The 12,883-nt window shown below is 71.5% G+C and carries 7 protein-coding genes; 4 read left to right on the forward strand and 3 right to left on the reverse strand.

Annotated features, from left to right (window positions below):
- The first annotated feature begins 410 nt into the window (after nt 1-410).
- Nucleotides 411-4,013, forward strand: a complete 3,603-nt coding sequence (locus KCH48_RS42690; RefSeq protein ID WP_307841070.1) for a BTAD domain-containing putative transcriptional regulator — start codon at nt 411-413, stop codon at nt 4,011-4,013.
- A 3-nt stretch (nt 4,014-4,016) separates the two neighbouring features.
- Here KCH48_RS42690 and KCH48_RS39335 read toward each other — a convergent pair whose 3' ends face one another.
- Nucleotides 4,017-5,975 carry a sigma-70 family RNA polymerase sigma factor gene (locus tag KCH48_RS39335; RefSeq protein ID WP_210582413.1) on the reverse strand — a complete coding sequence of 653 codons (1,959 nt, stop codon included), beginning with the start codon at nt 5,973-5,975 and terminating at the stop codon, nt 4,017-4,019.
- A 265-nt stretch (nt 5,976-6,240) separates the two neighbouring features.
- Nucleotides 6,241-6,996 (reverse strand): TetR/AcrR family transcriptional regulator, encoded by a 756-nt coding sequence (locus KCH48_RS39340; protein WP_210582415.1) that lies wholly within the window; start codon nt 6,994-6,996, stop codon nt 6,241-6,243.
- Nucleotides 6,997-7,372: 376 nt separating this feature from the next.
- On the opposite strand from KCH48_RS39340, the gene KCH48_RS39345 reads away from it, so the two are divergent.
- Both KCH48_RS39345 and KCH48_RS39350 read left to right on the forward strand, forming a co-directional pair.
- A complete protein-coding gene (locus tag KCH48_RS39345; RefSeq protein WP_210582418.1) occupies nt 7,373-8,752 on the forward strand; it encodes an NAD(P)/FAD-dependent oxidoreductase in 1,380 nt (459 codons plus the stop codon).
- A 215-nt stretch (nt 8,753-8,967) separates the two neighbouring features.
- On the forward strand, nt 8,968-10,605 hold the full coding sequence (locus tag KCH48_RS39350) for a SpoIIE family protein phosphatase (protein ID WP_210582420.1): 1,638 nt from the start codon (nt 8,968-8,970) through the stop codon (nt 10,603-10,605).
- Nucleotides 10,606-10,692: 87 nt separating this feature from the next.
- On the opposite strand, the gene KCH48_RS39355 is transcribed toward KCH48_RS39350, so the two are convergent.
- Complete coding sequence (locus KCH48_RS39355; protein WP_307841071.1) at nt 10,693-11,976, reverse strand: MFS transporter; 1,284 nt, start codon at nt 11,974-11,976, stop codon at nt 10,693-10,695.
- Between the two features lie 110 nt (nt 11,977-12,086).
- On the opposite strand from KCH48_RS39355, the gene KCH48_RS39360 reads away from it, so the two are divergent.
- Nucleotides 12,087-12,635 (forward strand): MarR family winged helix-turn-helix transcriptional regulator, encoded by a 549-nt coding sequence (locus KCH48_RS39360; RefSeq protein WP_210582422.1) that lies wholly within the window; start codon nt 12,087-12,089, stop codon nt 12,633-12,635.
- Nucleotides 12,636-12,883: the final 248 nt, after the last annotated feature.

Consider the following 12,883-nt stretch of genomic DNA (forward strand, 5'->3'; position numbering starts at 1 on the left):
GCGGGTACGCGGTCGCATACGCTGCAGGACGCCGGGCCGTCAGGCGCGTGGGCGGCTGCGCGTGCGTGGTCGATTACGCGGTACGCGGGGACATGCGTCCGAGCCCGCCCATCCGGGGCCTGCCGTCCCGCCCAGCTGCGGACATGCGTACCTCTGCCGTAGCTGCGGGCATGCGTACCTCTGCCGTAGCTGCGGGCATGCGTGCCGCCTGGGGCGGCACGGGTGGGCGCAGGCGGCACCCCGTAAGCGCCGGGCTGCGCGACCCACCCCCCGCCCCAGCCACCGCGCCGGGTGTGACTCATCCTGAACGTCGGCGTCGGCGTCGGCGTCGGCGTCGGCTCCGGTGACGCGACAGCGCCCCGCGCCACAAAGCCCGTGCCCCGCACAGCCGTCCCGGCGACAATGGCTCGGTGCGGTACAGAATTCTGGGCGTTGCGCTGGCGGAAGACGATGACGGGAAGCCCGTATCCATCGGCGGCCTCCGCCTCCGCGCCCTGCTGACCGCCCTCGCCCTACGCCCCGGCCGCATCATCACCCCCGGCACCCTGATCGACGACGTATGGGCGGCCGACCCACCGCAGGACGCCCCGGCCGCCCTCCAGGCCCTCGTCGGCCGACTCCGCCGCACCGTCGGCAAGAACGCCATCACCTCCCACCCCGGCGGCTACCGCCTCACGGCAACGCAGGACGACGTAGACCTGTACGTCTTCCAGCGGCTCGTACGACAGGGCACAGCCGCACTCGACCGTGACGATCCCCGCTCCGCCGCCGGAGATCTTGAAGACGCCCTCGCCCTGTGGCGCGGCCCCGCCCTCGCCGACCTCCCGGACCGGACCGCCGCGGCCCGCCCGGAGGCCCTGCGCATGGAGGCGACCCGCGCCCACGCCGAGGCACGGCTGCGGCTCGGGCAGGCTCAGGACGCCGTACCGGAGCTGACGGAACTGACCACGGCGCACCCGTACGACGAACCGCTGCACGCCCTCCTCATCCGCGCCCTGTGCGACACGGGCCGCTCCGCGGACGCCCTCGCCGCGTACGAGACGGCACGCCGCGCCCTCGCCGACGGCCTCGGCACCGATCCCGGCCCGGAACTCCGCGCCCTGCACCAGGCGTTGCTCGATCAGCCGACGGTCCCGGCCCCGGCTCCCCGCAAGGGCAACCTCCGTCCACGCCTTACCTCTTTCGTGGGCCGGGAACCCGAACTCGACGCCATCCGTTCCGAATTGCACAGGGCCCGCCTCGTCACCCTCACCGGACCGGGCGGCTCTGGAAAGACCCGCCTCGCCGAGGAAGCCGCCGCCGGGCTCCCGCAGGCGTGGCTGGTCGAGCTGGCCCCGCTCGACCGGCCGGAGGCGGTGCCAGGCGCGGTGGTCAGCGCGCTCGGTCTGCGCGAGACCGTGCTGTTGACCACCGAGATGGCGACCCCGCAGGACGACCCGGTCGCCCTGCTCGTAGAGCACTGCGCCTCGCGCAGTCAGCTCCTGATCCTTGACAACTGCGAACATGTCATCGGCGCCGCCGCCGACCTCGCCGAAACGCTGCTGACCCGCTGCCCGGGGCTCACGATCCTCGCCACCAGCCGTGAACCCCTGGGCGTACCCGGCGAGTCGGTGCGCCCGGTCGAACCTCTCGTCCCCGACCAGGCGCACCGCCTCTTCGCGGAGCGCGCCGCCGCCGTCCGTCCCGACGCGGCCGCCGTGCTCCAGGACACGGAGGCGGTGGCGGAGATCTGCCGCCGTCTCGACGGGCTGCCGCTCGCCATCGAGCTGGCCGCCGCCCGGCTGCGGCTGCTCACGCCCCGGCAGATCGCCGACCGTCTCGACGACCGCTTCCGCCTGCTCACCTCCGGAAGCCGCACCGTCCTGCCCCGCCAGCAGACCCTGCGCGCGGTCGTCGACTGGTCCTGGGAACTGCTCGACGAGCCGGAGCGGACGGTGCTGCGTGAGGTGTCCGTCTTCGCGGGCGGCTGGGACCTCTCGGCGGCGGAGGCCGTGTGCACCGGTCCGGTCTCGGATCTCCTCGGGGCCCTCGTCGACAAGTCCCTGATCGTGGCGGCCCCTTGCGAGCGGGACGGCGGCGACGGCATGCGGTATCGCCTGCTGGAGACGATCCACGAATACGCCGTCGAGCGCGCCGCCGAGGTCCCCGGAGCCCGCATGGCCGCCGAGCGCCGGCACCGCGCATGGGCGCGCACCCTCGTCGAGCAGGCCGAGCCCCTGCTCCGTTCCGCCGGTCAACTCCCTTGGATCTCCCGCCTGGAGACCGAGCTGGACAACATCCGCGCGGCCCTCCACCGCGGCCTCCTGGCGGGTGAGGAGGCAGAGGCCGGTGCCATCGCCCTCGCCCTGGGCTGGTTCTGGTTCCTGCGCAACTACCGCCGCGAGGGCGCGGAGTGGATCGAGCGCGTGCTGCGCCTGGGTGCGGCTCTGGATTCGGGCTTGGGCTTGGGCCTGGATGCGGATTCGGGTGCGGATGTGGATGCGGATGTGGTGGGCGGGGTCGGTCCGGGGGGTCGCTCGAGCAACGGGGGGCCGACGGGTCGGTCCGGCAGCCGGGCAGGTCGGTCCGACAGCGGCCCGGCAGGCCGGTCGGACAGCCGGCCGGTAGAGCGGTCGGACAGCGGGCCGCCAGGTCGGGCGGACAGCGGGCCGGCCGATCGGGTCGGCGGGGACGCGGCCGATCACCGCGATCACCGCAATCACCGCAATCACCCCGATCACTTGGGTCACTTGGGTCACCCCGATCGCCCAGGCCGCGACCCGAGCCGCGTCCCCGAAGAGCGCGCCGCCGTGCCCCTCCGCGCTCCTGACCCCGTCGAGGCCTTCCTCGCCGACCCCAACGGAGAGGCCCCGCATCCGCTGCGTGCCCTGCGGATGGATCTCAGGATGATGTATCTCTTCCTGATGACCGAGGCCGAGCCGAAGCGCGCGGTGGAGGATCCGCGGTACCGGGAGTACATCGCGCGCGTGCGGGCCTTCTACGAGCCGGGCGGTCCGGAGGCTGCCCGGATGCCGGGGCTGGCCTGGCCTTTGACCGCCTTCTACCTGCGCAACTCCGTGGACGCCCGGGCCGGCATGGATCGGGCGGTCGCCAACTGCCGTATGTATGGCGGCGATTGGGAGCTCGCCGTGCTGCTGATGTTCCGCGCGCACATGGTCGTCGACGCACCCGGCCGGCTCGAGGGTTTCGATGACGACCTGGCGGAAGTGCGGATGCTCAGCAGACGCGTCGGTGACCGCTGGATCAGAGCCCAGGTGTGCAGCGCGAGCGGCGAGGCGGCCATGGCGCGCAGCCGTTTCGAGGAGGCCGAGAAGGAGTACGCCGAGGGCTTGCGGCTGGCCTACGAGGTGGGCGCCTACGCCGAGTCGCCGTTCCTCCTGGCCCGGCTCGCCGAGATCGCCTACCGCTCGGGCGATCGCGCCGCCGCCCTCGTCTCGCTGGACGAGGCGAGCGCAGCCGCCGACCGGTACGGAGTGGCGGACGCCCGGGCGTTCGTCCTGATGCTGCGGGCCCACATGGCCCTGGAGGCGCAGGATCTCGCACGCGCGCGTGCGCTGTGCGAGGCGACCCGGGTGGAGATGGTGCACGGCACGCCGCCGCCCCAGTTCACGGTGGCGCTGAACTCGCTCGAGGCGCTGGTCACGGCCGCCGAGTCCGGCCCGAGGCACGGACTGCCGATCCTCGCGGACACACTGCGCCAGGCTGTGGAGTGGCGGTGCGCCGAATGGGCCACGGCAGAGCTTGCCGATAGCGCGGCGCATCTCGTGTCCGAGCTCGGCGACCACGCCCGCGCTGTCCGCCTGCTCGCCGCCTCCGAGGAGTGGCGGGAGGGCCACCCCCGTCCTCTGCCGGGGCGCACGGTGGCCGAGCGGACCGAGGCCGTCGCCCGCACCGCCCTGGGCGCCGACCGGTACGCGGCCGAGCGCACCAGGGGAACCGCCCTCACCCCCGGCGATGTGCAGGGCGAACTCGCCGATGCGGTGCTCACCCACCCCGTCGGGCAGGCGCCGTAAGCCCTACGAACAGGCGAACTTCGACTCCGCCCAGTCCGCGAGCATGAGGTTGTCGAAGTGGCTGTGCGGCTCTACCACCAGCCGTACGGCCTTGCGTCCCGTGAGGTCGACATGCACCGGGACCGCCTGGTCGCCGCCCTTGATCAAGCCGGACCTCCACAGCTGGACTCCGTCGGCGTGCACGGAGAAGTAGACCTTGCCGAGCCCCAGCGCCAGGTCGTCGACGCCGACCCGTGCGTCGTAGGACGTGCACTCACGGTTGAGGTCGATGGTCACGGAGGACCTGCCGTGCACGGTCACGCCGTGCGCGTACCGCTTGTCGGCGATCGAGATGCCGTACCGCTGCCACACCCAACTGCTCTCCCGGAGCCGCATCTCCGGCTCGGTGCCGTCGCCGCTGACGTCGTACGCCAGCTCGCTCCACTGGTAGTCGGCAGGGGGCGGTGGAGGTGTCGGCGTCGGGGTGGGAGTGGGGGTGGGGGTGGGCTTGAGTGTCGGGCTCGGGGTGGGCGCCGATGGGGAGGTCGGAGTGGGGGTCGGGGTCGGCGTAGATGTGGGCGTGTCAGTCGGGGTTGCGGTGGGGTCGGAAGGCGGATCGAACGCGATCATCGGGGGATTCGGCACGGGTTCCCGCCTCGGGGGCGCCGGTGTCTCCGCCCCGGGCTGCAGCGCTGGCGAGGACATGGGCGGCTTGGCCACCGGCTCCTTGGCCGGCTCGTCGTCGCCCATCAGTGCCAGTGCCACCGCGGCTGCGGCCACCGCGACCACACCGGCCGCGATACCGGCCTTGACCGGGGCGCCCAGCCCTTCGGAGGCCGCCGCACCGCCACCGGCCCCCGACCCGCCGGACGAACCGCCGCTCGCCGCCGAGGCCGCACCGGCGACTCCCGCCGCGCCCGCTCCGGTGCCTCCGGCGATGAGCGCGGCCACCTTGGCGTAGCCCGCGGCGCCGAACCAACCGATGACCGCGACCGGTACGACACCGGGGATGCCACCGGCGACTTCCTTGATCTGGCCCGCGGCCAGCCGGCACTTGGCGCACTCCTCCAGGTGCTTGCGCAGGCCCCGTTCGGCCCGGGTGCGCAGGCCGCCGCGGGCGTAGGCGCCGAGCCGGTCGGCATGGCGGGCGCACTCCTCGTCGGTGGCGAGGGTGGCGCTGACGTGGGCCTGAAGGTAGGCCTGCTTGAGGCCCTCGCGGGCACGGCTGGCGAGCACGCGCGTGCCGTTGGCGTCCAGCCCGAAGAGGGTGGCGACCTCGCTCGGCGACTCGTCCTCGACCTCGGTGTGCCACAGCACGGCCTGCCACCGCTCCGGCAGCGACCGGAAGGCCTGCATCGCCATGGACTGCTCGGCCTCGTGCATCGCGCGCACATCGGCGCCCAGCTCCAGACCCGCTCCGAAGGAGCCAATGGATGCAGTGTCGTCGGACACCTCGGATGCCCGCGCGGCCTGCGTGGCGAACACCGCGAAATCGTCGACCAGTTGCTCCCGCTTAGCCGACTTCATCCAGTTCGCGGCGACCCGGCGGACCGAAGTGAGCAGATACGCGCGTACGGCGTGCTCGGGCCCGGAGCCGCCCCGCACCGCCTGCAGCATGCGGGCGAAGACCTCGGCGGTCAGGTCGTCCGCGGTGTGGGCGTCCCGGCAGCAGGTGCGCGCGTACCGGCGCACCGCGTCCGCATGGCGCCGGTACAGCTCCTCGTACGCCGTGTCGTCGCCCGAGCGCATCCGCTCGATCAGGTCGGCGTCGGAGGGCGGCAAGTCCATCGGCGGCGGCAGGACGCCGTCCTCACGCCACTCGACCTCACGCCAGTCGCGCTGCGCCGGAACGGTGCCTTCCGGGGGGTTCCCGACCGGCGGCACACCCGCCCGCCCGCCCTGGCTCGGCACCTGCGGCGACGTCAGCCCACTGGGCTCCGCCTCGCCGTCACCGAGTGACTCGCCCCGCCCGTCAACGCTCATCGCGGAAAGCCCCCGCCGCCAGCCCAACCCGTCCCGAACACGGGCCAGGGTGCCATATTGGCTTTTGTTCAGGACCCGGCGGTACGGCCCATCCACTCGTCCGTGGCGACTTACCGCGAGGCAGTACTAACCATCACCCAAACGGGGAAGCATCAACGGGCGTGCACCTCGGCAGCGCCACGTCCCCCGTGGACGCCCGAGCAGGGGCAGCGCACCACCCCCGCCCGGCATCACCTCGTCGATCAGGTCAGCGGGCCGCCCGCGCTCACACCGGACGCGACCGCAACCCCTCCAGCAGAATGTCCAGCAGCCGCGCCGAGGCCGCCGCCTGCTGCGCCGCATCCGGCAGCGAGGGCGCCGCCGTCGCGATCACCAGCAGTACGTCCGACACCGACACATCGGCCCGCAGCTCGCCCGCCGCGCGCGCCCGCTCCACGAGCTGCCCCACGACCTCGAGCAGCGCCGCCGCGCCCGCGTCGTCCGCGGGGACCGCCGACGTCTCCTCATGGACCAGCCGCAGCTCTCCGGCCCCCGGCTGGGTGCGCTGCTGCGGCACCCGGGCCTCGTCGAGGCCGGAGCCTTCGTCGGCGACCCCGACGCGCAGTACCTGCGGCGGCAGCAGCCGCCCGGCACCGGACGCCACGGACGTCCGCAGGAAGCGCGAAAGCGCCGACCAGGGCTCGTCCTCCTGGCCGAGCGCGGCCCGTGCCTGGTCGGTCAGCCGGGAGGTCTCCTCCTCGGCTATCCGCCGCACCAGGACGTCCTTGCTCGGGAAGCGCCGGTACACCGTGCCGACACCGACCCGTGCGCGCCGCGCCACGTCCTCCATCGGCGCGCCGTACCCCAGCTCGCCGAAGACCTCACGGGCCGCACGCAGTACGTGTTCCAGATTGCGCTGTGCGTCCACGCGCAGCGGTGCCGACCGCCCTCCGTCCGCGCGTCCGTTGCCTGCCGCCATGCCGATCGCGCCGCCGGGTGCGATGGCGGACGCAGACGACCAATGATTGTCCTGAATGTGCATACGTGTTCCCCCGGTTAATGACGTCTCCCCCCGGAGACTCTCCCCGCCATTGGACGCGAGGCGCTGGGAACAAACCCGGATCACGGGCCCGCCCTCCGGCCGACCCGAAGGCGCATCCCCCTACACCCCGTTGACACACGAACATAGTTGAGAGGGAGTCAATTCAGAAGGGGCAGGTTCCGCACGGAGCGCCCCCCGATCGGAGTACGGGTCGCATACGTCCTGATTCCGCCCCTACCCCCTACCCATCCCACCCTCGCTGACCTGCGAAGATTTCCCGCACTCCGGCAATTCGGCCAACTAAGGGCGTCCCCGGCGCCCGGTCACACAAATTGCCGAGCCTGTGGACAAACGCAAGCGCCGGGTGCGTCATGGGATGGTGAAGGAACGTGCGCGCATTCTCGTTGTCGGCGGCGGCTACGTCGGGATGTACACAGCCCTGCGTCTCCAACGGAAGCTGAAACGGGAACTGAGTCAGGGCGAAGCCGAGATCACCGTCGTCACCCCCGACCCGTACATGACGTACCAGCCGTTCCTCCCGGAAGCCGCGGCCGGGAACATCTCCCCCCGCCATGTCGTCGTACCGCTGCGCCGCGTCCTCGACCAGTGCCACGTCATCATCGGCGAGGCCACGGCCATCGACCACGCCAAACGCACCGCGACGCTCACCACACTCGCCACCGAGGAGGAGGGCACGGGCCCGCAGCAGCTGTCGTACGACGAACTGGTCCTCGCGCCTGGCTCGATCTCGCGCACGCTCCCCATTCCCGGCCTCGCCGACCACGGCATCGGCTTCAAGACCGTCGAGGAAGCCATCGGCCTGCGCAACCACGTCATCGAGCAGATGGACATCGCCTCCTCCACCCGCGACCCCGCGATCCGCGACGCGGCCCTCACCTTCGTCTTCGTAGGGGGCGGATACGCCGGAGTCGAGGCGCTCGGCGAACTCGAGGACATGGCCCGCTACGCCGCGCGCTACTACCACAACATCAAGCCCGAAGACATGAAGTGGATCCTCGTCGAGGCCTCGGACCGCATCCTGCCCGAGGTCGGCGAGGAGATGGGCCGCTACACCGTCACCCAGCTGCGCCGCCGCAACATCCAGGTGCTGCTGCGGACCCGCCTCGAATCCTGCGAGGCCCGGATCGCCGTACTCAGCGACGGACAGCGCTTCCCGACGCGTACGGTCGTCTGGACGGCCGGCGTCAAACCCCACCCGATCCTCGCCGCCACCGACCTCCCCCTCAACGGCCGCGGACGTCTGAAAGCCACCGCCGAGCTGACGATCGAGGGCACCACGCACGCGTGGGCAGCGGGAGACGCGGCCGCGGTCCCCGACGCCACCGCCAAAGAACCCGGTAAGGAGTGCGCCCCCAACGCCCAGCACGCCCTGCGCCAGGCCAAGGTTCTCGGCGACAACATCGCCCATTCACTGCGTGGCGAGCCGCTGGAGACCTACGCGCACAAATATGCAGGCTCGGTCGCCTCCCTGGGACTCCACAAAGGCGTCGCACACGTCTACGGACGCAAGCTGAAGGGCTACCCTGCCTGGTTCATGCACCGCGTCTACCACCTCAGCAGGGTCCCGACCGTCAACCGCAAGGCCCGCGTACTGGCCGAGTGGACACTGTCGGGGCTCTTCAAGCGGGAGATCGTCTCCCTCGGATCGCTCGAACATCCCCGAGCGGAGTTCGAACTCGCGGCCGGTGGAAAGTCATCAGGTAAGCCCTCGGACGACCCGAAGGGGTCGACCTGACCGAACCCGGGAACTCCACCGCCAGGCCCGGCGTCTGACGGATGTCGGCCCGGCCGGCCACCCTGCCAGACTGGTCCCCACCCCCACGGACGAGCACCTGCTCGCCCTTCGAACCCACGAGGCCCACCCATAGTGCTGCAACCCCGGGGTGCCACCCCCCAGACCCCCGGCCGGGTCCGGAGCTGGCCGAAGACGACTACACGAGGCAAGGATTCGTGAACTTCACGCGCTGGAGCGCCCGGCTCCCCGGAACGCAGCGCCGCGCCGCAGCGCGGACCGACGCGGTCCCCCCGGACCGGCGGGGCGAGAGCTCCGTGCCCGCCGCCCGCGCCGAGCAGCTCACCGACGAGGCGCTGTCCGTGCCCGCCGTCGACGAACTGCCGGTCCGCGAGGTCCTCGACCGTGTCCCGGCCCTCGTCGCCCTCGTCCACGGCCCCGACCACCGCCTCGCCTACGTCAACGACGCCTACGTGACGGCGTTCGGCCCCCGCCCCCTCGGCGACCCGGCCCGCGAGGCCCTCCCGGAACTCGACGAACTCGGCCTGTTCCCGCTCCTCGACCAGGTCCTGCGCAGCGGCAAGCCCCGCACGGTCAAGTCCCGCAAGGCCCCCGACGGCCGCTCCTACACCTTCGCCTGCACCCCGGTCACGGACACCGAGGACGGCGGCGTACTGATCTTCGCCACCGACGTCACCGACCACGCCGAAGCCGCCGAACGCCTCCGCGCCAGCGAACGCCGCCAGCGCGAAACCGCGGTCACCCTCCAGCGCTCCCTCCTGCCCCAGGTCCTCGAACAACCCGACGACCTGCGCGTCGCCGCGACCTACCAGCCGGGCGGCACGGAAGCCGCGGTGGGCGGCGACTGGTACGACGTGATCACCCTCGGCGGCGGCCGCACGGCCCTCGTCATCGGCGATGTCATGGGCAGAGGCGTGCGCGCGGCCGCGGTCATGGGCCAACTCCGTACGGCCGTCCGCGCGTACGCCCGCCTCGACCTCCCCCCGCACGAGATCCTCCAGCTCCTCGACGGCCTCGCCACCGAGATCGACGCCAACCAGATCGCCACCTGCGTGTACGCCATCCACGATCCGAACGAGGGACGGCTGGTGTACGCCTCGGCCGGCCACCTGCCGATCCTCATCCGCGACGAGAACGGCCAGGTCGTCCGGGCGGACGAGCCCACGGGACCGCCCCTGGGCACCGGCGGCTGGATGCACACGTCGGGCACGGTCGCCCTCAGCCCGGGCTCGACGGCCGTCCTCTACACGGACGGCCTGGTGGAACGCCGCAACGAGGACCTCGATGAGGGCATCGCCAGCCTGGAGCGAGCCCTGGCCGGCGCGACCGGCACACCCCAGGTCGTCTGCGACCGCCTGGTCCGCACGGCAGGCGTCACAGCCGACCACGACGACGACGTAGCGGTCCTGGTCCTCCAGCACCCGTCCCGCACGGGCCCCGACAGCGACCTCTTCCGCAACGCCGCCCTGGAACTCCTGGGCGGCGTAGAAGCGGCCCCACGCGCGCGTGCCTTCGCCTCCGGGGTCCTGACCAGCTGGCGCTTCCCGCCCGAACTGCACGACCTGGGCGTCCTGGCGACCAGCGAACTGGTCGCCAACTCCCTCCAGCACGGCATCCCACCCATGCGGTTGAGGCTCCGCCGTACTGATCGGCGCCTGATCATCGAGGTCACGGACGGCGACGACCATCTGCCGAGACGCCGCCGAGCGGAACCCGGCGACGAGTCCGGCCGGGGTATCGCCATCGTGGCGACGATTGCCTCGACCTGGGGTTCGCGTCGGACGCCTGGGGGCGGGAAGGCGGTCTGGTGCGAGTTCGTATTGCCAAAGGGATAGCGCCGTAGGGGGCGCGTGGCGGCTTCTGGCTGCGGGTGCGTGGTGGCTGGTCGCGCAGTTCCCCGCGCCCCTTTTGCGGCGTTGCCGCTAGGCGGTGATGGACTCCACTGGTGTCCCACTGCCCTGGGCAACCACCCGGCTCTTCCTCAGCGACGGCTGATCCTGTACGTCCGTCAGCTGGCGCCCCAACCGCACCGCGAGGTAGGTGATCCCCAGCGAGAACAGCAGGAACGTCACGATGTACGGCGCATGCAGCGACGCCCCCATGGGCCCGCCCACCGCAGGCCCGACCGCCAGCGCCAACTGCTTGACCAGCGCGAACGCGGAGTTGTACTGCCCGGCCAGCCCACTCGGCGCAAGATCGGCCACCAGCGGGGCGACCGTCGGCGACAACATCGCCTCACCCAGCCCGAACAGCGCGTACGTCGAGATGAACGCGGCCGTCGCCATGGCCTGACTGCCATGTCCCAGCCCCGCGTACCCGGCCGCGATCCAGGCCACGGCCCAGATGAGCCCCACCGCGGCGATCACCCGAGACCGCCTCTGCCGCTCCACGAACCTCAGAACGAGGAACTGCGCCACGACGATCATCCCGGTGTTCGCGGCCAGCGCGGTCCCGAGCGCGGACGTCGAGATCCCGGCCGCCTCGACCCCGTACGCACTGAGCCCCGACTCGAACTGCCCGTAGCACGCGAAGAACAGCACAAAGCCCAGCACGCACAGCTGCACCATGGCCCGGTTGGACAGCAACTGCTTCCAACTGCCCTTGGTCGATCCGGCGGGCGCCCGGCCGATCTGCGGCGAGTGCGGCATCCGCACGGTCACCATCACGACGACCAGCAGCAGGAACATCGCCGCTTCGATCGAGAACAGCAGAGTGAAGGAGCTGACGCGCGTGGCATCGACGAGATGACCGCCGATGAGGCCACCGACACCCAGCCCCAGGTTCTGCAGAAAGAACTGCGTGGCGAACGCCCGCGACCGGGTCTCTGCCGACGAGCAGTCCACGATCATCGTCGCGAGCGCGGGCTGCATCACGGCCTGCCCCGCCCCGAGACCGGCCGCCGACAGCAGGACAGCTGTGGCATTACCGGCGAGCCCCAGGCTCAGCGCACCGACCGCGGCGGTGATCAGGGCGGCGAGCAGCACCGGCAGCGGACCCCGCCGGACGATGGCCCGCCCGGCGAACGGCAGCACGACCAGCGCGGCCACGGCGAACACGGCGAGTACGAGACCCGCCGTCATCGCCCCCAGCCCCCGCACCTGCGCCACATAGACGTACAGGTAGGGGACGGTGAAACCGAGCCCGAACGCGCTGAGTGCGTTGCCCACGTGGATCCGGCGCATCGCTGCGCCCATCGCCCTGGTCACGTTCACCTCTCTCACTAGTTAGGAGTGAAGACTTCAAGACTAAAGTTCGAAGCTAAAGAGTACATAGCGAAGGACTTCAAAGCAAAGAGTCCGCATGCGATACTGCGCCCATGGCCGAGACCCCCGGTGTCACCGAGCCGACGCTCGAAGAACAGATCGCCGCCTACCAGCGCGAGTTCCAGGACCTCGACCCCCAGGTCGAGAAGATCGTCTCGGCCCTCTCCCGCCTGAACCGCCGTATGAACGTCGCCTACAGCCGCCAGACCTCCGCCCTCGGCATCAGCAACGCCGAGTGGGAGGTCCTCAAGGCCCTGGTCCTCTCCGGCGCTCCCTACCGCATGGGCCCCGGCGACCTCGCCAAGCGACTCGGCCTCACCCCGGCCGCGATGACCCACCGGATCGACCGCATGGTCACCGAGGGTCTGGTCACCCGCGAGCGCGACGAGTCCAACCGCGTCCGCGTCATCGTGGAGCTGACCGCCGAGGGCCGCCAGAAGTGGCTGGAGGCGATGCGCCTCGCGACGGTCTTCGAGGAGGACCTCCTCCAGGACCTGTCCCCGGAGGAGCGCACGGTCCTCGGCGAGGTCCTCACCCGCCTTCTGCGCAGGGTGGAGCACGCCCAGCCCGACGCCGGCGGCCGTCTCACGGACCTCGACTAAAGATCTTGACAGGCGACGCTTGACAGCCCCCTCCCCGATCCGTAATGTTCTTCGGGTTGCCGCGGAGCCGTAACGGTTCTGCGACAGCACCTCCCGCCGCGAAAGCGGCAAACCAAACCATCAGCACGATCTCCCGTCAGGGTCGATTTCGGCATGCCCGATTTCAATTCGAATGGGAACTCGGTGGCCCGATTGGGAATCGCCGAGAGGATCCGCTAAGGTTTGAGACGTCGGAACGGCTCAACGGT

Source organism: Streptomyces sp. GESEQ-4 (genome assembly GCF_017948455.1).
Lineage (GTDB): Bacteria > Actinomycetota > Actinomycetes > Streptomycetales > Streptomycetaceae > Streptomyces.

Bases quoted from the DNA above. Each gene is read 5' to 3' on its own strand.
- KCH48_RS39335 (WP_210582413.1), bottom strand. From the start codon at position 5,975: ATGAGCGTTGACGGGCGGGGCGAGTCACTCGGTGACGGCGAGGCGGAG.
- KCH48_RS39340 (WP_210582415.1), bottom strand. From the start codon at position 6,996: ATGCACATTCAGGACAATCATTGGTCGTCTGCGTCCGCCATCGCACCC.
- KCH48_RS39345 (WP_210582418.1), top strand. From the start codon at position 7,373: ATGGTGAAGGAACGTGCGCGCATTCTCGTTGTCGGCGGCGGCTACGTC.
- KCH48_RS39360 (WP_210582422.1), top strand. From the start codon at position 12,087: ATGGCCGAGACCCCCGGTGTCACCGAGCCGACGCTCGAAGAACAGATC.